The following is a 21894-nucleotide window of genomic DNA, read 5'->3' as shown; positions in this document are numbered from 1 at the left end:
TCCGCGCATTCGACGGGCCACAGCGTAGACCCCGACACGGCGCCGCGACAGAGGGCCCGAGCCCTACGCTGGGGGGCATGACGATGCCTCCGCAGCCGCCGTACGGCGGCACCCCGCCCGTGCAGCCGATGAGCCCCGCCGACGAGAAGATGTGGGCGACCCTCACGCACCTCAGCGGGATCTTCTTCAGCTTCCTCGGACCGCTCGTGGGCTACCTCGTGCTGCGCGACCGGGGGCCCTTCGTGCGCGCGCACACCGCGACGGCACTCAACTTCCAGCTGACGCTGCTCATCGCCTACGTCGTCAGCGGCATCCTTGTGATCGTCGTGATCGGCGCGTTCCTGTATCCGCTCGTCGCCGTCGCCGGGCTCGTCCTCGCGATCATCGCGGCGGTCAAGGCGAATCAGGGCGAGTGGTACACCTACCCCCTGACGATCACGTTCGTGCGCTGAGGGTCGTCGGCGCCGGCCGCGGCGCCGGGCGGCGGAACGGTCGACAGTAGACTGGAGGGATGCCGGCACCTCCGGCATCCGCGCGTTCCGCGCCCGCTTGTACCGACCATTTGGAGCCACCTGTGGCCGAGCAGTCCCGTCTCGACAAAGTCATCGCCCTCGCCCGCCACCGCGGGTTCGTGTTCCAGGCCGGTGAGATCTACGGCGGATCCCGGTCGGCGTGGGACTACGGCCCCCTCGGCACGGAGCTCAAGGAGAACATCCGTCGCCAGTGGTGGCAGACGTTCGTCCGCGGCCGCGGCGACATGGTGGGCCTGGACTCCTCCGTCATCCTCCCCAAGCGCGTGTGGGAGGCCTCCGGCCACGTCGCGACCTTCACCGATCCGCTGGTGGAGTGCCTGCAGTGCCACAAGCGGTTCCGTGCCGACAACCTCATCGAGGACTTCGAGGCGCGCAAGGGCCGGCCGGCCGAGAACGGCCTCGCCGACATCCCGTGCCCGAACTGCGGCACGAAGGGCCAGTACACCGAGCCGAAGGCGTTCTCCGGCCTCGTGAAGACCTACCTCGGCGTCGTCGACGACGAGAGCGGCCTGCACTTCCTCCGCCCGGAGACGGCGCAGGGCATCTTCGTCAACTTCACCAACGTCCTCACGGCCTCACGGAAGAAGCCGCCGTTCGGCATCGGCCAGGTCGGCAAGGCGTTCCGCAACGAGATCACGCCGGGCAACTTCATCTTCCGCACGCGGGAGTTCGAGCAGATGGAGATCGAGTTCTTCACGCCCCCCGCCGAGGCCCAGGAGTGGTTCGAGCACTGGGTGCAGGCGTGCTGGGAGTGGTTCCTCGACCTCGGGCTCGACCCCGAGAACATGCGGCAGTTCGACGTGCCCGAGGACGAGCGCGCGCACTACTCCGCCGGCACCATCGACTTCGAGTACCGCTTCGGCTTCCCCGGCAAGGAGTGGGGCGAGCTCATGGGCGTCGCCAACCGCACCGACTTCGACCTGACGAGTCACATCGACGCGTCCGGGCACAAGCTCAGCTACTTCGACCAGGCCTCCGGCGAGACGTACGTGCCGTTCGTCATCGAGCCCTCGTTCGGCCTGACCCGCTCCATGATGGCCTTCCTCGTCGACGCGTACCGCGAGGAGGAGGTTCCCAACGCCAAGGGCGGCACCGACACCCGCACGGTGCTGAAGCTCGATCCCCGCCTCGCCCCGGTCAAGGTGGCCGTGCTGCCGCTGAGCCGCAACGAGAAGCTCTCGCCGCTCGCGCGCGAGGTGGCCGACACGCTGCGCACGCAGGGCTGGAACGTCGATTTCGACGACGCCGGCGCCATCGGCCGCCGGTATCGCCGCCAGGACGAGATCGGCACGCCGCTGTGCGTCACGATCGACTTCGATTCCCTCGAGGACGACGCCGTCACGGTCCGTGACCGCGACACGATGGCGCAGGAGCGGGTCGCCCTCGCGGGCCTCACCGCCTACCTCGGCGAGCGGCTGCGCGGCGCCTGACGCCGCGGGCGACGCCGCATCCCCACCGGGTCAGCCGGTGACGGTGATCGCGACGTCGTCGTCGCCCCCGCCGACGGCGTAGGCGAGAGAGCTCTCCAGGATGCCGCGCAGCACGGCCTCGTCGACCTGCTCGAGGTCCTTGATGTACAGGCACGTCACGCTCGAGGTGTGCGGGCCGAGACGCGCGAGTTCGTCCGCGTGGGCGGCCGCCGCGTCGAGGTAGATCGTCGACGCCGCCGCGCGCGGCGCGAACGCCGCGAGCGGCATGTCCCCCTCGACCCCGGTGGGGTAGCGGTAGTGGCAGCTGCCGAACCCGATGATCGTGCCCCACAGCTCCGGATCCCGTCCCGTGATCTCGCTCAGGAGCGCGATCAGGGTCTCCGCGTCGCGGCGGCGTTTGGCGGGAGTGACCCCGGCCACGAACGCGCCGACGCTCCCTCCGGTCTTCTTCATCTCGTGCTCCGCTCCTCGTGTGCCGCAGGCCCCACCGGGCCTGCGTCCGTCACCCGGTGACGGTGATCTCGGCGAACCCCTCGGGGCCCGCCTCGACACGTTCCAGCGAGGCGCGCAGGATGCCGCGCAGCGCCTCGAGGTCGACGGCGGGTACGTCCTTGATGTACAGGCAGCCGACGCCGGTCGTGTGCGGGCCGAGGGCGCCCAGTTCGTCGGCGTGCGCGCCGACGCCGTCGAGAAGGTAGATCGTGGATGCCACCTTGCGCGGCGCGAACGAGAGGAGCGGCGAGTCGCCCTCGTTGCCGGTCGGGTAGCGGTAGTGGCAGGAGCCGAAGCCGACGATGCCGCCCGCCCAGAGTTCGGGCTCGCGGCCGGTGACCTCGCGCATCAGCGCCGCCAGCGCCTCCGCGTCGCGCCGGCGCGCGGCGGGGGTCACCTTCGCCAGGTGCGCGGCGACGTCCGCGCCGGTGCGATCCATCAGGCGCCGTCCTTCGCGGCGGCCTTGGCGGCGCGCTTGTGCTCGCGCACCTTCGTCAGGCTCTCGGGGGAGACGATGTCGGCGACCGAGCGGAACGAGCCCTCGTCGCCGTAGGCGCCCGCGGCCTCCCGCCACCCGGCGCCCGTGAAGCCGTACTGCTTGCCGAGGAGGGCGAGGAAGATCTTCGCCTTCTGCTCGCCGAACCCGGGCAGCGCCTTCAGGCGCTTCAGGACCGTGGGCCCGTCGGGGGAGCCGGCCGTCCAGATGGCGGCGGCGTCGCCGCCCCACTCCGACACGACGGCCTGGCTCACCGCCTGCACCCGCCCGGCCATGGACCCGGGGAACCGGTGCACGGCGGGCGTCTCGGAGAACACCTGCGCGAGCGCCTCCGGGTCGTACCCGGCGAGCGCCGCGGCATCCAGCCCGCCGATGCGCTGTGCGATCTTCAGTGGACCGGCGAAGGCCGTCTCCATCGCGACCTGCTGATCCAGCAGCATCCCGATCAGCAGCGCCAGCGGATCGTCGGTCAGCAGGGCATCGGCGTCGGGATCACCGGTGATGTGCAGGCTCATGGTTCCATGCTCTCACCGACGGGCCGGATGCGAGGATGGATGCCATGACCGACCCCGCCTCCGGCCTCGTCGCGCGTGCGCGCGACGCGCGCGTCGTCGTCGTCGGCGGAGGGCTCGCCGGGCTCGTGGCGGCGCTCGAGTGCGCCAAGGTCGGGATCGGCGTGACGCTCGTGGAGGCCGCGGACCGCGTGGGCGGCGGGATCGTCGCCGCGGACCTCGGCGGTGTCGCCGTCGACGTCGGCGCGGACTCGTTCGACCCACCCGAGGGAGCGTTCCGCGCGCTTCTGGAGGACCTGGGACTGAGCGGCGACATCGTCGCACCGGCGGTTGGCGCCCTCTGGGTGGCCGGTCTCCCGGCGGGGCTCGCGCCCCTCCCGCGGCAGAGCATCGTCGGCATCCCCGCCAACCCGTTCGCCGACGACGTCCGCCGCATCATCGGCTGGCGCGGCGCGTGGCGCGCCTACCTCGACCGCCTCCGCCCGCCGCTGACGATCGGTCATGCGCGCAGCCTCGGGGCGCTCGTGCGCGCGCGGATGGGTGATCGAGTGGTCGACCGGATGGTCGCGCCCGCCGTCCGCGCGCGGTTCGGGGTGGACCCCGACCGGCTCGAGATCGACGCGGCGATCCCCGGTCTGAACGGCGCGCTCACCCGAGCCGGATCGCTGAGCGGCGCCGTCGCGGAGCTGCTCGCGTCGACGCCCGACGGAACGCCGCGCGCGGCGCTCCGCGGCGGCATGACCCGACTCGTGGATGCCCTGCAGGAGCGGCTCGCCGACCTCGGCGTGACCGTCACGCGCAGCACGCGCGTGCGGTCCATCGCGGGCACCGAGGACGGCTGGCTCGTCGCGTGCGACACCCGCACGCCCGCAGGCTCGGACGGCGAGATGCCCGCGGTCGAGAGCCCCGCCATCGAGACCCCCGACGAGCTCCGCGCCGACGCGGTGATCCTCGCCACGGACGAGGCGGAGGCGCGCCGGCTCCTCCGCCCGCACGTCGACCTTCCCGCCGCCGACGCCCCGACGCCGGGACGAGACGACCTCGCGCTGCTCGTCGACGCGACCGCCCTCGGCGCACCGCAGGGGATCGCCGCGGCCGTCCTGGAGGGAACCGTCGTCCGCGATGCCACCGCCGAGTGGCCGTGGCTGGCCGAGGCGCTCGGCCCGACCGTCCGCCTGCTCCGCGTCACGCTGCCCGCGGACGGGGGTGACAGCGACCCCGTGGATCGCGCGCTCAGGGCCGCATCGACCGTGACCGGCGCGCCGCTGACCCGCGCGGAGCTGCGCGGCGCGCACCGCGTGCGGTGGGTCCCCCCGTCGCCGGCCGCCGCCATCGATCACGCTGCGACGACGGTTGCGATCCGCCGCAGCGTGCACGCCGTCGGCCTCGCCGTCGTGGGCGGGTGGCTCAGCGGCGGCGACCCCGCGCAGGTCGCCGAGGACGCCGTCGCGGAGGCCGATCGGGTGCGCGCCCACGCGCTCTGGGGAACGCCGCTCGGGCACAGTACGCACTGACGAGGCCCTTGGCAACCCCCGGATGCCGGAGCAGGCATACAGGGCTACCCTGGTGTCACCAGCACCATCGGCAACGACCATGAGGAGAACCCCATGAGGGGCAAGATCGGGATCGTCATCGGATTGACCGCGGGCTACGTGCTCGGGTCTCGGGCCGGGCGTGAGCGTTACGAGCAGATCAAGGACGGCGTGCAGAAGGTGTGGGACACCCCGCAGGTCCAGAAGCAGGTCGACAAGGCGAAGGAGCTCGGCAAGTCCGCCGCCCTGGCGGTGCCCAGCGCACTGTGGGACGGGGCCGTGAAGATGGGCAAGGCCGCCACGAAGGGCGGCAGCGCCGGTGACCGGCTGGATGCGGCCATCCGCGCCGGCAAGGAATCCGCCGATGACGTCGTCCGTGCCGGCGAGATGACCGCCGCCGAGGCCAAGGAGGCCGCCGCGAAGGTGGCGAAGGCCGCGGATAGTTGAGATGAGCACCCCGCGCGGATTCCGCGACCGCTCCGACGACAGCCTCTTCGCCCTCCTGGGTGAAGTGCCGGAGCTGGTGCGCAACCTCATCACGGCGGAGATCGACTCCGCGAAGAAGTGGCTCAAGAGCGTCGGCAAGGATGCCGGGATGGGCGGGGTGTGGTTCATCATCGCCCTGTTCTTCCTGTTCTGGGCGATCCCGACCCTCGGGGCGTTCACGATCATCGGGCTCGCATCCTGGATCCCCGCATGGCTCGCCGCGCTGATCGTGCTCGTCCTCCTGCTGGTGATCGCGATCGTGTTCGCGCTGCTCGGCATCCTGCGCATCAAGAAGCTGACCCGCACCGACAGTCCCGCGAAGTCGATCAAGGCCGACGCGCGGATCGTGAAGGACGTGACCGATGAGTTCTGAGATCGTTCCCCGCACAGCCGTGGCCCTCGGCATCGCCGACCCCGTGGAGCGCGCGCGTGCCGAGTTGAAGGCCGCCCTGTTCGCCATCGAGGAGAAGGCCAACATCCCCAAGCGGATCGGCGAGGTCGTCGACGAGCAGGTCGTGGCCGTGCGGCGCTTCGCCCGCCGCAACCCCACCGGCGCCGCTGCGGCGGTCGTCGGCGTGGCCGCCGTCGTGGGCGCCGCGGTGTGGGGGATCGTCCGCCTTTACACGCGCTGACCTGGGGTGCAGAACCCGGCTGACGGGTGCGGGGTATGCTCGAACCGCAGGCAGTGGCGATGAGGCAGATGCTGCCGACGATGCGATCCCGAGCGCATGGACGTCCGTCCCCGCCCGGTCGCGCTGTCGGTCGCTCGAACGGGCGTCCGGCGAAGCACCACGAGAGTCGAGCATGAACACACAGCCACAGGCCGCCACGGCCGCGAAGCCCCTCAAGGGCTGGCGTGTGCTCGTCCCGCGCGGCGGACCGTGGGGCGACAGCGTCGCCGCGACGCTCCGCGCGCAGGGCGCCGTCCCCGTGATCGCGCCGCTCATCAACTTCGCTCCGTCGACCGACCAGGCAACGCTCGAGAAAGCCCTGGCCGACCTCGCCGCCGGCGAGTTCGACTGGGTCACCATCACGAGCGCGACCACGGTCGATGTGCTGTACGCCTACCGCGCGGTCATCCCCGTCACGACCCGCGTCGCCGCGGTGGGCGAGACGACCGCCGCAGCGCTCAGCGCCGTCGGCTACCGCGTGGACCTCGTGCCCGACGAGGACAACTCCGCCGCCGGGATGGCGGCGCAGCTGATCGGCCTCGAACCCGAACCGCGCCGCATCCTGACCCTCCGCAGCGAGATCGCCAAACCGGTGCTCACGCGACGTCTGGGCGCCGCAGGCCACGACGTCCGCAGCGTGATCGCGTACCGCACCGTGGGCGTGCCGGTCACCGAGCGCATCGCGCACGACGTGCAGACCGGGCGGATCAACGCCATCCTCATCACGAGCGGTTCCGTCGCCGAGCAGGTGCGCGAGCAGTTCCCCGACATCCCGGCCGACACCGTCATCGCGGCGATCGGTCCGCGGACCGCGAAGGACGCCCGCAAGGTGGGCCTCGGCATCCATGTCATCGCGCGCGAGCAGACGGTCGGCGGACTGATCGCCGCCGTCTCCCGCTTCCCGCTCCCGCACGCCACGGACGAGTTCAGCCTCTGATCCGCAGTCGGACACCCTCCGGATCGTTGCCGCTCCGTAAGCACACAGGCCGCCCCGCGCTGGCAGACTGAGGGCATGGTGACTCTCCTGCTCGACTCGACGCAGCTGGAAGTCGTGCTCTCCGCCGCGGAGCGGGCGCTGGCCTTCCACCGCGGCAGTGTGAAGGTGGCGCGCACGCAGATCCAGAAGGTCCAGCTGACCGACGACGCCTGGACATGGCTCCGCGGCGTCGCGAGCCCCGGCACCCACCTGCGGGGCGTCGTCGCGATGGGCACCTGGCGGGCGGCCGGGGCGTCGGACTTCGTGGTGGTGCGCGGGCACCGGCCCGCGGTCGTCATCGACATCGAGGGGGAATCCGAGTTCCAGCGCCTCGTCCTGACGACGCGCCACGCGCTCGCCCTCGTGCAGGCGCTGCAGCTCGAGACCGACTCCGAGCCGACGGATGTCGTCGAGCTCGCCACCGGCGCGATCCCCACGACCGCGCCGCGGCCGAAGCCGACGCGCGCGCGGCGGCCGGCGCCCGCGACCGCCTGAGGCTCAGCTCACGTCGCGGCGCCAGCTGAGCAGGTGCCCGAGGACGAGGAACACGACGGCGTAGGCGAGCAGCACGATGCCGCCGGCCCACCACAGCAGGCTCGTGGTCTCCCCGCCGACCATGCCCGTGTAGATGCTCGCGCCCACGAGGGCGTCGGAGGCGGCGCCCGGAAGATACTGCGTCACCGTGTCCAGCCCGTCGACGAGCCCGGCGACCACCCGAAGGATCGGCTCGACGAACTGCGTGAACGCGATCACCCCGACGACGGCCCCGACCTGGCTTCGCACGAGGGTGCCGACCCCGATGCCGATCAGCACCCACAGGGGGAAGGCGATGACCATCCGGCCGATCATCGCCCAGGTGTCCGCATCCTGCAGCTGCGTGTCGACGTCGAAGGCCGCGAGGATGCCGGCACCCGGACCGACCGTGGAGGCGATCGCGACGACGGCGAAGAGGAGTCCGACGACGATCCCGGCGACGATCTTCCCGCCGAGCGCGACCCCGCGGCGCGGGATGGCGAGGAACGTCGGCGTGAGCGTCTGGTGGCGGAACTCCCCGGTCACGAGCAGCGCGCCGATCAGCAGGGGGAAGACGTAGCCGACGGCCGTCGCGATGCTGTAGACCATCGGGGGGATGAGCTCGGCCGGCAGCTGCGGCCCCTGGGCGGCGCCGCCGAGGGCGCCGGACGCGTCGGCGGCGAAGACGGCCGCGAGGCCCGCCGCCGTCGAGCCGACCCAGGCGACGAGGACGATCACGAGGATCCACCACAGCGAGGTGGAGAACTGCTTGGTGAGCTCGGAGCGGGTCGCGCGGGACAGGCTCATCGCTGGTCACCGCCTTCCTCGGGACGGGGCGCGTCGTCATAGCGGGGCGCGTCGTCGTAGCGGGAGAAGAACTGGTCGGCCTCGACGTCGGCCTCGGTCTTCCGCTCGGCCGCCTCCCACGGGCGATCGAGGGGGAGATCCTCCTCGACGTCGCCGGACGCCTCCTCCGCGAGGTCTGTGGGCTCTGCCGCCGGCCCCGGTTCGGGGGCGGCCGTCGCCGGCTCCGGGGCCGCCGCGGGGTCCGGTCCGGGCGCGGTGTCGACCGGGGGCGGCGCGTCGAGCGCGGTGGCGGGCGGTGCAGCGGCCGAGGCGTGCGTGCGGATGCCGTTGACGAGGTCGAGGAAGACCTCCTCGAGCGCCGGTCCGCGCCGCTGCAGGGTCGAGAGGGCGATCCCGGCGGCCGCAGCGATCGCCCCCACCTCGGCGGGGTCGGCGCCGCGCGCGGAGAGCCCCGAGCGCAGGATGTCGTACGAGAGGCCGCGCGCATCCAGGGCGGCGCGCAGGGCCGCCCGATCGGGCGCGTCCACGAGGGTCGCGTACTCGTCCGGCGGGGTGAGCGACGGCAGCGGACCCTGGAAGACCAGCCGGCCGCGGGCGATGATGAGCAGCGCGTCCGCCGACTGCTGGATCTCGGAGAGCATGTGCGAGGACACCAGGACGGTCCGCCCCTGGGCGGCGAGTTCGCGGAGGAACCCCCGCATCCACTTGATGCCCTCCGGGTCGAGGCCGTTGGCCGGCTCGTCCAGCACGAGGACCCCGGGGTCGCCGAGCAGCGTGTAGGCCAGGCCGAGCCGCTGACGCATCCCGAGCGAGAACCCGCCGACCTTGCGTCCGCCGACGTCGGCGAGACCGACGACGCCGAGAGCCTCGGCGACGCGGGCGTGCGGGATGCCGGCGGCCTGCGCGTACACGGCGAGGTGGTTCGCCGCGGTGCGACCGGGATGGAAGCTCGACGCCTCCAGCGCGGCGCCGACCGTCTGCAGCGGCTGGGCGAGGTCTGCGTAGCGCTGCCCGCCGATCGTCGCGCTCCCGGACGTGGCGCGGATGAGACCGAGCAGGATGCGCAGCGTCGTCGTCTTGCCGGCGCCGTTGGGTCCGAGGAACCCGGTCACGACGCCGGGCTCCACGCGCGCCGTGAACGAGTCGACCGCCGTGACGGCGCCGAAGCGCTTGGTGACGTCGGTGAACTCGAGTACGCGTCCTTCGGGCATGCGCGGCCTTTCCTCGTCGCGGGATCCCCTCCATCCTGGCCGAAACACGTGGCGCGTGCTGTGCCCGGCCGCCCGTCGGCACGCGGGTAACGTTGCCCGGGTGAGCACCACGTCGACCGACACCGAGACCGGCACCCCGCAGACCCGCATCCGGGCCCGCGCGGATGGCAGCGTCGGCCACCTCACGCTCGACCGGCCGCAGGCCCTCAACGCGCTCGACCTCGGCATGATCGGCGACCTCGCCGCCGCCCTGGACCGCTGGGAGCGCGACCCGGACATCCAGGTGATCCTGCTCGACGGCGCCGGCGACCGCGGTCTGTGCGCGGGCGGGGACGTCCGCGGGCTGTACGACCGGATCGTCGCGGGGCACCCGGAGGACACCGGGGCGTTCTTCCGCGCGGAGTACGCGCTGAACGCCCGGATCGCGGAGTACCCGAAACCTGTCGTGGTCTTCGCCGACGGCATCACGATGGGCGGCGGCATCGGCCTCGCCGGCCACGCCGGGGTGCGCGTCGTCACGGAGCGCTCGCGCCTGGCGATGCCGGAGACCCGCATCGGCTTCACGCCGGACGTCGGCGGCACGTGGCTGCTCGGCCGGGCGCCGGGGCGCCTCGGCGAGTACCTGGGGCTGACGGGCGCCGTCATGGATGCGGCGGATGCGATCTACGCAGGGTTCGCCGACCACTTCGTGCCCAGCGCCCACCTCGGCGACCTGCACGAGGCGCTCGTGACCCGCGCCGACCCCTCGACGCCGAACGAGCTCGTCCTGCTGTTCGACGAGACCGCCGCCCCCTCCCGACTGGAGGCGGCGCGGCCCTGGATCGACGCGGCCTTCTCCGCGCCCACGGTGGCGGAGATCCTCGAGCGGCTGCGCGCCCGACCCGAACCCGAGGCTCTCGCGACGGCCGAGACCCTCGCCGAGCTCTCCCCGACAGGCCTCGCCGTCACGCTCGACGCGGTCCGCGCCGCGCGCGGACTGCCGGGGCTCCGGGACGCGCTCGCACAGGAGTACGGGCTGGTCCTGTGGTTCGCCATGACGCAGCCCGACCTCGTCGAAGGCATCCGCGCGCAGCTCGTCGATAAGGACCGGTCACCGCGGTGGCAGCCCGCGACCCTCGCGGAGCTGGCGCCCGATGTGGCCGCCGGCGCGCTGGCCTCCGTCCCCGCCACGCCGCTCTGGGACTGAGCCCGTGTTCGACAGTCCTCTCTCCGCCTCCGCCTACGACGTGCTGGAGGTCGCCCCCGACGTCGATGAGGAGGAGCTGCGGCGCGCCTATCGCCTGCGGCTGCGGCAGACCCACCCCGACACCGGTGGGGATGCGGTGCAGTTCGTGCAGGTGCAGCGGGCATGGGAGCTCGTCGGCACACCGACCGCCCGCGCCGCCTACGACCGGGGACACGGCTTCGGGGAGACGCCGGTCTCCTTCGCGCCGACCGGTCCGGCCTGGCGTCCGCCCGCCCGCCCCGCCGACACCCGCCCCAAGGCGCGGTCGCACGGTCAGCCCGGCGGCTGGCGCCGGGAGCGCTATCTGACCCTCATCCGGGAATGGGCCGGCCGCGGCGTCGCACTCGCCGACCCGTACGACCCGGCGCTCGTGCGCACGGCGCCGCACGAGATCAAGCGGCTCCTGGCGGACGCGCTGGCGGAGGAGGCGACGGCACGCATCGTCGCGGACCTCGGGATGGGCTACACCGTCTGGCACGACGTCGAGGCGCGCGACCGCGGTCCGGAGGCGAAGCTCGACCACATCGTGCTGGGGCCGAGCGGACTGTACGCCATCCTGTCCGAGGACTTCGGCGGGCCGGTCCGCACCCGCCGCGGCGAAGTGATCGGCGAGGCCGTGCCCGGCGCGCCGGTCGCGACATTGGCTGCCGGCGCCCGCGCGCTCGGGCGGGCGGCGCGGGTGAGGTTCAGCGGCGCGATCGTCGTCCTGCCCGACGACGACGTCTCCGTCGCGATCGACGAGATCGGCCGCGTAAAGTCCCTCCCCGTCGCGGTGGTCTCGCGTGCCGCGCTGGCGACGGTCCTCCGCCGCGGCGTCACCGGTGCCCGCGAGATCGGCGGCAACGAGCTGTTCGACGTGCGCACGCGCCTGCAGCAGACGGTCCGCTTCGTCTGAAGCGCCGGTGCGCGTCAGTCGACGAGACCGAACAGTTCGAGCGGGTGCGTGAGGCGCCACCACGTCGTCGGAGGGTCGATGTCGCCCGCGAGCCGGAGCGCCACGGTGTCCTCGTCGACCGGTCCGCGGAAGACAAGCCGGCCGACGTTCTCGCCCTCGCCCCGAGCCGCGCCCAGCGCGAACGACGGCTCGGCGACCGCCGAGGCGCCGTTCCACAGGGCGACGGCGCCGGCTTCGTCGGTGACGACCTCGGCGCGCTCGCCCCACGGGGTCGTCACGACACCGGCGACCGTGTCGGCGGGGAGGACTGCGGGCTGCGCGACCTCGTCCGAGACGGCCGCCAGGAGTCGCGCCGTCTCCTCGTCGCGCAGCGCATCGGTGGGCTGACCGAGCACGGTGGCGTACACGCGCACCGTCGTCTCTCCGACGACGACCTCGCGGGCGGCGACGAGGTTGTAGTAGTTCCAGAGCCCGCCGGTCTTGACACCCGTCACGGCCGGGTCGGAGAGCAGATCGTTCGTGTTCTCGACCTCGCCGGCCCCCGGCAGCGTCACCGCCGTCGTGTCGACGATCTCCGCGATCACCGGGTTCGCCAGCGCCCGGTCGGCGAGGGCGACCACGGCCGCCGGGGAGGCCTGGTTGTCCTCGTCGATGCCCGTCGGCTCGACGACCGTGATGCCGGAGAGCCCGTGCTGGGTCAGCCAGTCGCGCGCGGCGCGGGCGAACACCGCATCCGACGGCCAGAAGGTCGATACGAGTCGCTCCGCGTAGTTGCCTCCCGACCCGATGAGCATGCCCTGCAGGAGCTGGTACTGCGTCAGGGTCCCGTCGACCGGGACATCCAGCGCCGACTCGCCGCGGCCCAGGAACTCCCAGTAGGTGTAGCGATCGCTCATCGTGAAGGCATAGTCCGGGCCCGGGTCGCCGACCGCGAGCGGCTGCTGGTCGAGCACGAGCAGCGCCGTCACCAGCTTGGTGATACTCGCCATCATGACCGGGTCGGTGGTCGAGGAGATCGTCGCGGCCATCCCGTCCACCCCGACCGCCGCCGCGCCCTCCTCCGGCCACTGCGGAGCCGACAGCGGTGCCGAGACGGGCTCTATCTCCGTGGCCGTCACCACCGGCGGCACGGCGTGCAGCGGCCAGAGCAGCGTCGTCGCGACGTACGCCGCCGCGAGGAGCAACGTCCCGAAGATCGGCAGCAGGACCCCCGCACGCAGCGGCGACCGGCGGGGCCGGCGATCCAGCAGATCAGGACTGACCATCGCGTACGGGGCCGTCACGGCTCGGAGATCCATGCGGGCCGGGCTGGGAGCCAGCGCCTCTTCGTCGACCCACTCCAGCGCCCGCCGCGGGGGCGGGGCGGGGGGCCGGGTCATCCACTCAAAGTACCGCCCCGACGAACCTCGACCGTGCACCGTCGCCACCGGGAGCGGCTCGGTATACTCGAGCGCACAACCACGGGAGTCCGGTGAGCCGGGCTGAGAGGAAGCGAACCACGCTTCGACCGTCGAACCTGATCCGGATCATGCCGGCGCAGGGAGGAGAACACATGAGCACTTCCACGTTCGTGCCCGCACCCGTCGCGACCGCGAGCCGCTTCCGCTGGCGGGTCGTCGACATCGTCGTCGCCAGCGTCCTGGGCGTCGCGATCGGCCTCATCTTCTGGGCGTGGAACACCGTCGGCTACGCCTGGTTCACCGCCATGGACGGGCTCACGCCGGGGCTCGGCGGCATCGCGGTGGGCATCTGGCTGCTCGGCGGGGTCGTGGGCGGCCTCGTCATCCGCAAGCCCGGTGCGGCGCTGCTCGTCGAGGTCGTCGCCGCGATCGTCTCGATGCTCATCGGCAATGTCTGGGGTGTCTCGACGCTCCTCTCCGGCATCGCGCAGGGTCTCGGCGCCGAGCTGATCTTCCTGTTGTTCCTCTACCGGCGCTTCACGCTGCCCGTCGCCGCGCTCGCCGGCATGGCCGCCGCGCTCGGGGCCTGGGTCTTCGAGCTGTTCTACGGCAGCTCGCCGAACATCCTCAAGACGCTCGAGTTCAACCTCATCTACCTCGGGGCGCTGCTCGTCTCGGGTGCGCTCCTCGCCGGTGTCGCCGGGTGGCTCCTCGTGCGGGCGCTCGCCGCCACGGGAGCGCTCAGCCGGTTCGCCGCCGGCCGCGAATCGCGCGCCGAGGTCTGACATGACCCGGCCGGCACGGGTGAGCGCGGCGGGGTGGGGGTGGCGGTACGCCGGCCGCCGCGCCCCGGCGGTGCGCGACGTGTCGTTCACGATCGAGCCGGGGGAGCGCGTGCTCCTGCTCGGCGCTTCGGGCGCGGGCAAGTCGACGCTGCTCGCCGGCATCGCCGGTCTGCTGGGCGGCGCGGACGAGGGCGAGGTCTCCGGGTCGATCCGCATCGACGGTGAGCCCGCCGAGACGCAGCGCGGCCGGGTGGGCCTCGTCCTGCAGGACCCCGACGCCGGCATCGTGCTGTCCAAGGTCGGCGACGATGTCGCGTTCGGGTGCGAGAACCTCGGCGTGCCCGCCGGAGAGATCCCCGTGCGCATCTCCGAAGCGCTCGATGCCGTCGGGCTCGACGTCCCGCTGGACCGACCGACCAAGAACCTCTCCGGCGGGCAGAAGCAGCGGCTCTCGATCGCGGGGGTGCTCGCGATGCGCCCGGGCGTGCTCCTGCTGGACGAGCCGACGGCGAACCTCGACCCGGACGGGGTGCGCGAGGTGCGCGCGAGCGTGGAGCGGGTCGTCGGCGACACCGGAGCGACGCTCGTCGTGATCGAGCACCGCACCGAGGTGTGGGTCGATCTCATGACGCGCGTCATCGTGCTCGACGCCGCGGGCGGGCTCCTGGCCGACGGGGCGCCGGAGGCCGTGTTCGCGGCGCACGGCGACGCGCTCGCGGCCGCGGGCGTGTGGGTGCCCGGCCATCCCGTCGACCTCCCGGTGCTCGGCCCGCTTCCCGGGGCGACCGAGCCCGTGCTGGTCGCCCGCCGACTGGCGATCTCGCGCGACGGCCGCTCCGTCGTGTGCCGGGACCTCGACGTCGCGGTGCCGCGCGCGGCCGCGACCGTCATCGCGGGACCCAACGGCGCCGGGAAGTCCACCCTCGCGCTGACCCTCGCGGGTCTCCTCCCGGAGCGGGAAGGCGAGGTGACCGCATCGACCGAGCTGGCCGGCCGGCGCGGCCGCCGCCCGGCGCACTGGTCCTCCAGGGAGCTCCTGACCCGCATCGGCACGGTGTTCCAGGACCCGGAGCACCAGTTCCTCGCCCAGACCGTGCAGGACGAGCTCGCCGTCGGACCGCGGGCGCTGGGTCTTCCTGCCGCCGAGGTCGATCGCATCGTCGACGGGCTGCTCGAACGGCTGCACCTGTCGTCCCTCGCGCGCGCGAACCCGTTCACGCTGTCGGGCGGGCAGAAGCGCCGCCTCTCGGTCGCCACCGTGCTCGCCACCGGTCCTCGGATCGTGGTGCTCGACGAGCCCACCTTCGGCCAGGACCGGCGCGGCTGGATGGAGCTGGTCGGACTGCTGCAGGAGGAGATCGTCCGCGGCACGTCGGTCGTCGCCGTCACGCACGACGCGGGTGTCGCGCACCACCTGGGCGGCCGGCGGATCGAGCTGACGGCATCCGCCCCGCGGGAGGCGGCGGCATGACGACGGTGGAGAAGCCGACAGCCGCCCCGCCGCGCGCCTGGCTCGACGCCGTCAATCCCGCGACGAAGATCCTGCTCGCCCTCCTGCTCTCGATCCCGCTCCTGGCCTCGATCGACCCGGTGAGCGCGGGGGCCGCGATCACGCTTCAGCTGCTGTGCATCCCGCTGACCGGGCTGAGCGTGCCGACCGTGCTGCGGCGGCTGCTGCCGGTTCTGCTGCTCGCCCCCGTGGCCGGCATCAGCATGCTGCTGTACGCCGAACCCGGCGGGCGGATCCACTGGGCGTTCGGATACGCGACGATCAGCGACGACTCGATCGCCCTCGCCTTCGCCGTCAGCCTGCGCGTGATCGCGCTCGCCCTGCCGACGATCCTGCTGTTCGGGCGCACCGACCCGACCGAGCTGGCGGCCGCGCTCGCCCAGATCGTGCGCCTGCCGACGCGGTTCGTGCTCGGGGTGCTGGCCGGCACGCGCACGCTGGGACTGTTCCTGGACGACTGGCGCATGATGGCCCTCGCGCGGCGCGCGCGCGGCGTCGGCGACCGCGGAGCGATCCGGCGCTTCTTCTCGATGGCCTTCGTCCTCCTCGTGTTCGCCGTGCGGCGCGGCACGAAGCTGGCGATGGCGATGGAGGCGCGGGGGTTCGGCGCGCCCGGTCAGCGCACCTGGGCGCACACGTCGCGTCTGTCCGGACGCGACGCCGTCGCCGTCGCCGGGGGAGTCGTGCTGATCGCGCTCGCCCTGACGGCGGCCGCCCTGGCAGGGACGTTCCGCTTCGTGTGGTCGTGACGGACCGGCGCCCGGCTCAGCGCCGGTCCAGCTCGCGGACGAGCGTGCGCGTCGCCGTCACCCGGTACGACGCGTCGATGAGCTCGCCGACCTCGTCCCAGTCGGTACGCTCGTCGAGGTCCAGGCCCAGCCAGCCGTAGGGGCCGAGGTAGGCGGGCACCCAGAACCGGGGGTCCTGACGCAGCGCCGGTTCGTCCTCCGGATCCATCCGGATCACGATCGCCCGGTCGTGCGCGATCCACTCGTCGGCGGGATGCTGCGACGCGCCGTAATGGCAGAACACGCGCCGCGTGTAGAAGGTCGGGCGGCCGTGGCTGATCTTCTCCAGCGCCGCAGGGAACCCGAGCGCGATGCGCCGCACCCGCGCCAGCATCGGATCGGTCTCCTCGAACATGATCGGGTGCTCCACGTGGCGCATTCTTCCACCCGTCGCCGGGATCCGCGATGGCACACTGGGCGCATGGCCGACTCCGCCCGTCCGTGGGTGCTGCACGTCGACCTCGACCAGTTCATCGCGGCCGTCGAGGTCCTCCGGCGACCCGAGCTCGCCGGCAAGCCGGTGATCGTGGGTGGACGGGGCGACCCCACCGAGCGTGCGGTGGTGTCGACCGCGTCCTACGAGGCGCGCGCCTTCGGAGTGGGGTCGGGGATGCCGCTGCGGATCGCCGCGCGCAAGGTGCCGGACGCGATCATCCTGCCGGTCGATGCGCCGGAGTACACGGCTGCATCCGAGGAGGTCATGGCGACGCTGCGCGCCCAGCCGGGCGCCGTGGTCCAGGTCCTCGGCTGGGACGAGGCCTTCGTCGGCGTCACGACCGACGATCCCGAGGGGTACGCCCGGGGCATCCAGCGGGCCGTCCTCGAGCGGACGAGCCTGCACTGCAGTGTCGGAATCGGCGACACCCTCGTCCGCGCCAAGAACGCCACCGACTTCGGCAAGCCGCAGGGGAGCTTCCGGCTCACATCCGAGAACTGGCTCGAGGTCATGGGCCACCGGCCGACGACCGCGCTGTGGGGCGTCGGCGGGAAGATCTCCCGGCGGCTCGCCGCCCACGACGTCCTGACCGTCGCGCAGCTCGGGAGCGCAGACGAGGCGATGCTGGCCTCCGCGTTCGGCCCGAAGATGGGCCCGTGGTACCGGCAGCTGGGACGCGGCGACGGCTCGGCGGTCGTCGACGACACCCCGTGGGTGGCGCGCGGCCACGGACGCGAGACGACCTTCCAGCACGACCTCGTCGCACGCGCCGACATCGAACAGGCGGCGCGGGAGCTGCTCGCCCACGTGCTCGACGACGTGATCGCCGAGGGCCGCGCCGTCGTCGGTGTGGGACTCAAGGTCCGCTACGCGCCGTTCCTGACGAAGACGCTCGTGCACAAGATCGCCGCCACCTTCGACCGCGCCGAGGTGGCGGCCGAGATCATGAAGCTCGTCGACCGGATCGAACCCGACCGGCCGCTCCGCCTCCTCGGCGTGCGGGCCGAGATGGCCATGCCCGACGACGCGCGGGAAGGCCACACGCCCACCCGCAGCGGGTGGTGACGACCATCCGGGCGCTGGCGACGCCCACAGCGCGCCTAATGCCCGGCGACGTTCTCCGACAGGTCCACCATCTCGGCGCTGCGCTCCCAGAGCTTCTTCGCGACGAGCGGATCGCCGGCGAGGGGATGCGTCCGGGCGGGCCGGTTGTTCGAGTAGAAGCCGCCGGGCTCCCAGTCCACGCCGGGCTTGCCCAAGGCGAGCCAGGTCAGCCGGGAGCCGCCCACCTCCGCCGACGACAGCAGGCGCGCGGTGAGCGGACTGGTGTACAGGAAGCGCCACGCGCCCCGTGCGGCGGCGCTGAATCCGCTCGCGATGAGACCGGGATGGAAGGCGACCGCGTTGATCCCCGCATCCCCGAATCGGCGGTGCAGCTCCTTCGTGAACAGGATGTTCGCGAGCTTCGCATTGCCGTACGCGGTGCTCGCGGAGTATCTCCTCGTGCTCTCGAGGTCGTCGACGTCGAATCGTGAGAAGCGGCGCGCGGCTTCGCTGGAGGTCTGGATGACCGTCGCGCGGCTTTCGAGAAGGCGGTCTCGCAGGAGTGCCGTGAGCAGGAAGCCGCCGAGGTGGTTGACCTGGAAGGTCACCTCGTGCCCGTCGGCGGTGAGGGATCGATCCCCGAAGATGCCGCCGGCATTGTTGACGAGGACGTCGATGCGCGGATACGCCCCGAGGAGGGCGGCCGCCAGCGCGCGCACCTGGGCCAGGTCGCTGTAGTCGGCCACGAAGGAGGCGACACCCAGCGCGTCTGCGACCGCCGCCGTCTTGCGCGGGTCCCGGCCCACGACCACGACCTCCTCGCCCGCATCATGCAGCTGCCGGGCGGAGGCCGCGCCGATTCCGTCGCTGGCTCCCGTGATGATGATGGTGCGAGGCATGCGTCTCCCAAGGCCGAGTCCGGCAAGCGTAGCTGTCACGTCGCGTTCCACAGGTCGCGGTAGTAGGCGAGGCGGTCCTGATCGGGCTCGACGCCGTAGGCCTCGATGAGGGCGTCCTGCCACCCGGGACCGTAGTTCCACTCGGTGCTCATCGCCGCGACGGCGATGTCCGCCCATCGGTCGCCCCGGCCGAGAGCGCCGAGATCGACGTGCGCGATCCACCGGCCGTCGTCGCCGATCAGCGTGTTGGGGCAGCACGCATCGCCGTGGCAGACGACGAGCACATCGACCTGGGGCGGCTCGCGGAGCGCGCCGGGGAGACGGATGCCGCGGGCGGCGGCCCGCCGGATGCGGGAGGGCACGGTCCACTCGAACGGGCACTGCGCCACCGGCAGCGCGTCGTGCAGCGCGCGCAGCCCCTCACCCACGGCGCGGGCCGCGGCGGCCGGGTCGGCGAGCCACCGCGGGTCCACCGCGGACAGACCCGGCAGCGCGCGGGTCACGAGCCATTCCTCGGCACCGTCGTCGCCCACGTCGATGACGTCGGGCACCGGCGTCCACTGCCCGGCCCACCGCAGCCGGGCCGCTTCCCCCGCCATGCTCGTCTCCGCGTGCAGCGGGCCGCACTTGAGGAACCGGTCGTCGTCGGTGCGGAACGTCACGCCGCCGATCTCGTTCCGCCACACCGGCGTGACGGCGGCACCGCCGGCGAGCCGGCGCACGTGCGCGGGCACCGGCATCCGGTCGTCAGGGATCGACATGACTCCATCCTGCCCCGCTAGCCTGGGGATGCCACCGCGCGCGGAGCGAGACGCAGTCCCGCGTAAGCTGGGACGCGATACCAGTTCGAAGGAGAACCGTATGGACATCGCCGGATCGGGCGTCCTCATCACGGGTGGCGCCAGCGGCCTCGGGCTCGCGACGGCGCGCCGCCTCGCCGCCGCCGGTGCGCACGTCACCATCGTCGATCTGCCGGGCTCCGCGGGCACCGAGGCGGCGAGCGGATTCGGCGGACTCTTCGCCCCCGCCGACGTCACGGACGGCGAGCAGGTCGCCGCGGCGGTGGCGACCGCATCCGGGGCCGCGCCCCTGCGCATCGTCGTCAACTGCGCCGGCGTCGCTCCGCCCGCGAAGGTCCTCGACCGCGACGGCAACCCGTCGCCGCTCAGCGGATTCGAGAAGATCGTCCGCATCAACCTCATCGGCACGTACAACGTCATCGCGCACGCCTCCGCCGCGATCGCGAGGACCGAGCCCACGGCAGGCGGCGATCGCGGCGTCATCGTCAACACGGCGTCCGTCGCCGCATTCGACGGACAGATCGGGCAGCCGGCGTACGCCGCCAGCAAGGGCGGCGTGCACGCCATGACGCTGCCGATCGCCCGCGAGCTCGCCCGCTACGGCATCCGGGTCTGCACGATCGCGCCCGGCATCATGGAGACGCCGATGCTCGCGGGGCTCCCGCAGGCCGCGCAGGACTCGCTCGGCCAGCAGGTTCCCTACCCGCAGCGCCTCGGCCGGCCCGACGAATACGCCGCGCTCGTGCAGTCCATCGTCGAGAACGGCTACCTCAACGGCGAGACGATCCGTCTCGACGGCGCGATCCGCATGGCACCGAAATGAGCGACAGCATGAGCGACACGATCCTCCTCGCCCGGGCCGGCGCACTCGCGCGGGTGACCTTCAACCGCCCCGCGTATCTCAACGCGATGGACTTCGAGATGGGCACCCGCTGGCGCGAGGTCGCCCGCGAGGTCACGTCCGACCCGACGGTCGGCGCGATCCTGCTGGATGCCAACGGCCGCGGCTTCTGTGCCGGCGGCGACGTGGTCGCCATGGCGGGCTCCGGCGCCGGTGGAGCGGCGGTGACCGAGATGGCCCACGTCATCCACGACGGCATCCGTGCGTTCGTCGAATCCGACAAGCCGATCGTCGCGGCCGTGGACGGCGCCGTGGCGGGGGGCGGTCTCGGACTCATGCTCGTCGCCGACCACATCGTCGCCTCCGAGGGGGCGAAGTTCGTCAGCAAGTACGCCAACATCGGCCTGACCCCCGACCTCGGGGTCTCCACGCTCCTCCCCGCCGCGATCGGCCAGCGCCGCGCGCTGCACCTCCTCCTGCAGGACGTGACGATCGACGCGGAGACGGCGCTGGACTGGGGCCTCATCACCGAGATCGCCGCCGACCCGGGGGCGCGTGCTGCGCAGGTCGCCCGGTTCTGGCTCGACGGTGCGACGGCGGCGTTCGGCCAGGCCAAGCGCCTCATCCGCACCGGCGCGGGCCGCAGCCTCGCCGACAACCTCGACGACGAGGCGCGCTCGATCGGCGCCCGCTTCGACACGGACGAGTCGAAGGTGCGGGTCGCGGCCTTCGCCGCGGCATCCGCAAAGCGCATCCCCAAGGAGACCTCATGACCGCCACGCTCGCCGGCAAGACCATCCTCATGTCCGGCGGCAGCCGCGGCATCGGCCTCGCGATCGCGCTCCGCGCCGCGCGCGACGGCGCCAACATCGCGCTGCTCGCCAAGACCGACACGCCGCACCCCAAGCTCGCCGGCACGGTGCACAGCGCCGCCGAGGAGATCCGCGCGGCGGGCGGCCACGCCCTCCCGATCGTCGGGGACGTGCGCAACGACGACGACATCACCGAGGCGGTGCTGAAGACGCAGGGCGAGTTCGGCGGCATCGACATCGTCGTCAACAACGCGTCGGTCATCGACCTGTCCGGCTCGCTCGATCTGGCGGCCAAGAAGTACGACCTCATGCAGGACGTCAACGTCCGCGGCACCTTCCTGCTCTCGCGGGCGGCGATCCCGATCCTGAAGGACGCCGAGAACCCGCACATCCTGTCCCTGTCGCCGCCGCTGAACCTGAGCCCCCGATGGCTCGGCGCGCACACCGGCTACACGATGGCCAAGTACGGCATGTCGATGGCGACCCTCGGGATGGCGGCCGAGTTCGCGAAGGACGGGATCGCCGCCAACACCCTGTGGCCGGCGACGACGATCGCGACCGCAGCCGTGCAGTTCGCCCTCGGCGGCGACCGGATGATGAAGGTCAGCCGCACCCCCGAGATCTACGCGGATGCCGCGTACGAGGTGCTGCTGCAGCCTGCACGCGGGTACACGGGACAGAGCCTCATCGTGGAGGACGTGCTGCGTGCGGCGGGGATCACCGACTTCGCACGGTACGCCGCGACGCCCGGCACCCCCGACTCCGAGCTCTACCCGGACATCTTCCTCGACTGAGGCGGC

At 72.7% G+C, this 21894-nt stretch carries 26 protein-coding genes and 1 riboswitch; of the genes, 17 read left to right on the top strand and 9 right to left on the bottom strand.

From position 1 onward, the window contains the following. Positions 1–77 precede the first annotated feature (77 nt). A complete protein-coding gene (locus tag QZL85_RS07915) occupies positions 78–452 on the top strand; it encodes a DUF4870 domain-containing protein (protein WP_295575788.1) in 375 nt (124 codons plus the stop codon). Between the two features lie 122 nt (positions 453–574). After that, on the top strand, positions 575–1963 hold the full coding sequence (locus tag QZL85_RS07910) for a glycine--tRNA ligase (RefSeq protein WP_295575787.1): 1389 nt from the start codon (positions 575–577) through the stop codon (positions 1961–1963). 30 nt (positions 1964–1993) lie between these two features. Here QZL85_RS07910 and QZL85_RS07905 read toward each other — a convergent pair whose 3' ends face one another. Genes QZL85_RS07905 through QZL85_RS07895 form a run of 3 tightly spaced genes read right to left on the bottom strand, consistent with a single transcriptional unit; the run spans position 1994 to position 3466 of the window. Continuing rightward, positions 1994–2416 (bottom strand): DUF1801 domain-containing protein, encoded by a 423-nt coding sequence (locus QZL85_RS07905; protein WP_295575786.1) that lies wholly within the window; start codon positions 2414–2416, stop codon positions 1994–1996. Between the two features lie 49 nt (positions 2417–2465). Then, a complete protein-coding gene (locus tag QZL85_RS07900) occupies positions 2466–2894 on the bottom strand; it encodes a DUF1801 domain-containing protein (RefSeq protein ID WP_295575784.1) in 429 nt (142 codons plus the stop codon). After that, positions 2894–3466 (bottom strand): HhH-GPD-type base excision DNA repair protein, encoded by a 573-nt coding sequence (locus QZL85_RS07895; RefSeq protein WP_295575783.1) that lies wholly within the window; start codon positions 3464–3466, stop codon positions 2894–2896. The genes QZL85_RS07900 and QZL85_RS07895 overlap by 1 nt, the downstream gene beginning before the upstream one ends. A 44-nt stretch (positions 3467–3510) precedes the next feature. Between QZL85_RS07895 and QZL85_RS07890 the strand changes: the two genes are divergently transcribed. The 6 genes from QZL85_RS07890 (at position 3511) to QZL85_RS07865 (ending at position 7623) form a co-directional block, all read left to right on the top strand. Then, a complete protein-coding gene (locus QZL85_RS07890) occupies positions 3511–4977 on the top strand; it encodes an NAD(P)/FAD-dependent oxidoreductase (protein WP_295575781.1) in 1467 nt (488 codons plus the stop codon). 93 nt (positions 4978–5070) lie between these two features. After that, positions 5071–5442, top strand: coding sequence for a hypothetical protein (locus QZL85_RS07885; protein ID WP_295575780.1), 372 nt, complete (start codon positions 5071–5073; stop codon positions 5440–5442). 1 nt (position 5443) lies between these two features. After that, a complete protein-coding gene (locus QZL85_RS07880) occupies positions 5444–5854 on the top strand; it encodes a phage holin family protein (protein ID WP_295575777.1) in 411 nt (136 codons plus the stop codon). After that, entirely contained in the window at positions 5844–6113 is a 270-nt protein-coding gene (locus tag QZL85_RS07875) for a hypothetical protein (RefSeq protein ID WP_295575774.1), read from the top strand. The genes QZL85_RS07880 and QZL85_RS07875 overlap by 11 nt, the downstream gene beginning before the upstream one ends. Positions 6114–6285: 172 nt before the next feature. Beyond that, complete coding sequence (locus QZL85_RS07870) at positions 6286–7089, top strand: uroporphyrinogen-III synthase (protein ID WP_295575773.1); 804 nt, start codon at positions 6286–6288, stop codon at positions 7087–7089. Positions 7090–7164: 75 nt separating this feature from the next. After that, entirely contained in the window at positions 7165–7623 is a 459-nt protein-coding gene (locus QZL85_RS07865; protein ID WP_295575770.1) for a hypothetical protein, read from the top strand. Positions 7624–7626: 3 nt separating this feature from the next. Here the strand turns inward: QZL85_RS07865 and QZL85_RS07860 are convergent, their stop codons facing one another. Both QZL85_RS07860 and QZL85_RS07855 read right to left on the bottom strand, forming a co-directional pair. Continuing rightward, on the bottom strand, positions 7627–8448 hold the full coding sequence (locus QZL85_RS07860) for an ABC transporter permease (RefSeq protein ID WP_295575768.1): 822 nt from the start codon (positions 8446–8448) through the stop codon (positions 7627–7629). Beyond that, entirely contained in the window at positions 8445–9659 is a 1215-nt protein-coding gene (locus QZL85_RS07855; protein ID WP_295575766.1) for an ATP-binding cassette domain-containing protein, read from the bottom strand. The genes QZL85_RS07860 and QZL85_RS07855 overlap by 4 nt, the downstream gene beginning before the upstream one ends. Before the next feature lie 100 nt (positions 9660–9759). Between QZL85_RS07855 and QZL85_RS07850 the strand changes: the two genes are divergently transcribed. Together QZL85_RS07850 and QZL85_RS07845 are read left to right on the top strand one after the other, a co-directional pair. Then, positions 9760–10845, top strand: a complete 1086-nt coding sequence (locus tag QZL85_RS07850) for an enoyl-CoA hydratase/isomerase family protein (protein WP_295575763.1) — start codon at positions 9760–9762, stop codon at positions 10843–10845. 4 nt (positions 10846–10849) lie between these two features. Further along, the gene (locus tag QZL85_RS07845) at positions 10850–11779 is read left to right on the top strand and encodes a DnaJ domain-containing protein (protein ID WP_295575760.1); all 930 of its coding nucleotides are present in this window, start codon (positions 10850–10852) and stop codon (positions 11777–11779) included. A gap of 14 nt (positions 11780–11793) precedes the next feature. Here the strand turns inward: QZL85_RS07845 and QZL85_RS07840 are convergent, their stop codons facing one another. After that, entirely contained in the window at positions 11794–13158 is a 1365-nt protein-coding gene (locus QZL85_RS07840) for a D-alanyl-D-alanine carboxypeptidase family protein (protein WP_295575757.1), read from the bottom strand. Between the two features lie 71 nt (positions 13159–13229). After that, positions 13230–13339: riboswitch (TPP riboswitch) on the top strand. On the opposite strand from QZL85_RS07840, the gene QZL85_RS07835 reads away from it, so the two are divergent. From QZL85_RS07835 to QZL85_RS07825, 3 genes are all read left to right on the top strand, one after another. Continuing rightward, positions 13332–13964: an ECF transporter S component gene (locus QZL85_RS07835; protein WP_295575754.1), complete on the top strand. Its 633-nt coding sequence runs from the start codon at positions 13332–13334 to the stop codon at positions 13962–13964. Its footprint overlaps the riboswitch before it by 8 nt. Before the next feature lies 1 nt (position 13965). After that, the gene (locus tag QZL85_RS07830) at positions 13966–15435 is read left to right on the top strand and encodes an ABC transporter ATP-binding protein (protein ID WP_295575752.1); all 1470 of its coding nucleotides are present in this window, start codon (positions 13966–13968) and stop codon (positions 15433–15435) included. After that, positions 15432–16223, top strand: a complete 792-nt coding sequence (locus tag QZL85_RS07825) for an energy-coupling factor transporter transmembrane protein EcfT (protein ID WP_295575750.1) — start codon at positions 15432–15434, stop codon at positions 16221–16223. The genes QZL85_RS07830 and QZL85_RS07825 overlap by 4 nt, the downstream gene beginning before the upstream one ends. A gap of 16 nt (positions 16224–16239) precedes the next feature. Here QZL85_RS07825 and QZL85_RS07820 read toward each other — a convergent pair whose 3' ends face one another. Further along, a complete protein-coding gene (locus tag QZL85_RS07820; protein ID WP_295575748.1) occupies positions 16240–16632 on the bottom strand; it encodes an MmcQ/YjbR family DNA-binding protein in 393 nt (130 codons plus the stop codon). 51 nt (positions 16633–16683) lie between these two features. On the opposite strand from QZL85_RS07820, the gene QZL85_RS07815 reads away from it, so the two are divergent. Beyond that, on the top strand, positions 16684–17763 hold the full coding sequence (locus QZL85_RS07815) for a DNA polymerase IV (RefSeq protein ID WP_295575746.1): 1080 nt from the start codon (positions 16684–16686) through the stop codon (positions 17761–17763). Positions 17764–17798: 35 nt separating this feature from the next. Here the strand turns inward: QZL85_RS07815 and QZL85_RS07810 are convergent, their stop codons facing one another. Further along, complete coding sequence (locus QZL85_RS07810) at positions 17799–18641, bottom strand: SDR family NAD(P)-dependent oxidoreductase (RefSeq protein WP_295575744.1); 843 nt, start codon at positions 18639–18641, stop codon at positions 17799–17801. A 35-nt stretch (positions 18642–18676) separates the two neighbouring features. Beyond that, the gene (locus QZL85_RS07805; protein WP_295575742.1) at positions 18677–19402 is read right to left on the bottom strand and encodes an aminoglycoside 3'-phosphotransferase; all 726 of its coding nucleotides are present in this window, start codon (positions 19400–19402) and stop codon (positions 18677–18679) included. A gap of 100 nt (positions 19403–19502) precedes the next feature. On the opposite strand from QZL85_RS07805, the gene QZL85_RS07800 reads away from it, so the two are divergent. The 3 genes from QZL85_RS07800 to QZL85_RS07790 are packed head-to-tail and all read left to right on the top strand — an operon-like array spanning position 19503 to position 21888. Beyond that, positions 19503–20264: an SDR family NAD(P)-dependent oxidoreductase gene (locus QZL85_RS07800; protein ID WP_295575740.1), complete on the top strand. Its 762-nt coding sequence runs from the start codon at positions 19503–19505 to the stop codon at positions 20262–20264. A gap of 8 nt (positions 20265–20272) precedes the next feature. Further along, positions 20273–21055: an enoyl-CoA hydratase/isomerase family protein gene (locus QZL85_RS07795; RefSeq protein WP_295575738.1), complete on the top strand. Its 783-nt coding sequence runs from the start codon at positions 20273–20275 to the stop codon at positions 21053–21055. Next, positions 21052–21888 (top strand): NAD(P)-dependent oxidoreductase, encoded by an 837-nt coding sequence (locus QZL85_RS07790; protein ID WP_295575736.1) that lies wholly within the window; start codon positions 21052–21054, stop codon positions 21886–21888. Before QZL85_RS07795 ends, QZL85_RS07790 begins: the two co-directional genes overlap by 4 nt. The last annotated feature ends 6 nt before the right edge of the window (positions 21889–21894 follow it).

The organism is uncultured Microbacterium sp., assembly GCF_900078385.1.
Classification (GTDB): Bacteria; Actinomycetota; Actinomycetes; order Actinomycetales; family Microbacteriaceae; genus Microbacterium.
This window is presented reverse-complemented; position numbering and strand designations above follow the sequence as displayed.

Coding starts and splice junctions, on each gene's coding strand:
- QZL85_RS07805 (WP_295575742.1), bottom strand. CDS start 19,402: ATGTCGATCCCTGACGACCGGATGCCGGTGCCCGCGCACGTGCGCCGG.
- QZL85_RS07900 (WP_295575784.1), bottom strand. CDS start 2,894: ATGGATCGCACCGGCGCGGACGTCGCCGCGCACCTGGCGAAGGTGACC.
- QZL85_RS07840 (WP_295575757.1), bottom strand. CDS start 13,158: ATGACCCGGCCCCCCGCCCCGCCCCCGCGGCGGGCGCTGGAGTGGGTC.
- QZL85_RS07915 (WP_295575788.1), top strand. CDS start 78: ATGACGATGCCTCCGCAGCCGCCGTACGGCGGCACCCCGCCCGTGCAG.
- QZL85_RS07835 (WP_295575754.1), top strand. CDS start 13,332: ATGAGCACTTCCACGTTCGTGCCCGCACCCGTCGCGACCGCGAGCCGC.
- QZL85_RS07890 (WP_295575781.1), top strand. CDS start 3,511: ATGACCGACCCCGCCTCCGGCCTCGTCGCGCGTGCGCGCGACGCGCGC.
- QZL85_RS07825 (WP_295575750.1), top strand. CDS start 15,432: ATGACGACGGTGGAGAAGCCGACAGCCGCCCCGCCGCGCGCCTGGCTC.
- QZL85_RS07790 (WP_295575736.1), top strand. CDS start 21,052: ATGACCGCCACGCTCGCCGGCAAGACCATCCTCATGTCCGGCGGCAGC.
- QZL85_RS07860 (WP_295575768.1), bottom strand. CDS start 8,448: ATGAGCCTGTCCCGCGCGACCCGCTCCGAGCTCACCAAGCAGTTCTCC.
- QZL85_RS07800 (WP_295575740.1), top strand. CDS start 19,503: ATGGACATCGCCGGATCGGGCGTCCTCATCACGGGTGGCGCCAGCGGC.
- QZL85_RS07815 (WP_295575746.1), top strand. CDS start 16,684: ATGGCCGACTCCGCCCGTCCGTGGGTGCTGCACGTCGACCTCGACCAG.
- QZL85_RS07865 (WP_295575770.1), top strand. CDS start 7,165: ATGGTGACTCTCCTGCTCGACTCGACGCAGCTGGAAGTCGTGCTCTCC.
- QZL85_RS07795 (WP_295575738.1), top strand. CDS start 20,273: ATGAGCGACACGATCCTCCTCGCCCGGGCCGGCGCACTCGCGCGGGTG.
- QZL85_RS07885 (WP_295575780.1), top strand. CDS start 5,071: ATGAGGGGCAAGATCGGGATCGTCATCGGATTGACCGCGGGCTACGTG.
- QZL85_RS07895 (WP_295575783.1), bottom strand. CDS start 3,466: ATGAGCCTGCACATCACCGGTGATCCCGACGCCGATGCCCTGCTGACC.
- QZL85_RS07875 (WP_295575774.1), top strand. CDS start 5,844: ATGAGTTCTGAGATCGTTCCCCGCACAGCCGTGGCCCTCGGCATCGCC.
- QZL85_RS07880 (WP_295575777.1), top strand. CDS start 5,444: ATGAGCACCCCGCGCGGATTCCGCGACCGCTCCGACGACAGCCTCTTC.
- QZL85_RS07870 (WP_295575773.1), top strand. CDS start 6,286: ATGAACACACAGCCACAGGCCGCCACGGCCGCGAAGCCCCTCAAGGGC.
- QZL85_RS07855 (WP_295575766.1), bottom strand. CDS start 9,659: ATGCCCGAAGGACGCGTACTCGAGTTCACCGACGTCACCAAGCGCTTC.
- QZL85_RS07810 (WP_295575744.1), bottom strand. CDS start 18,641: ATGCCTCGCACCATCATCATCACGGGAGCCAGCGACGGAATCGGCGCG.
- QZL85_RS07830 (WP_295575752.1), top strand. CDS start 13,966: ATGACCCGGCCGGCACGGGTGAGCGCGGCGGGGTGGGGGTGGCGGTAC.
- QZL85_RS07905 (WP_295575786.1), bottom strand. CDS start 2,416: ATGAAGAAGACCGGAGGGAGCGTCGGCGCGTTCGTGGCCGGGGTCACT.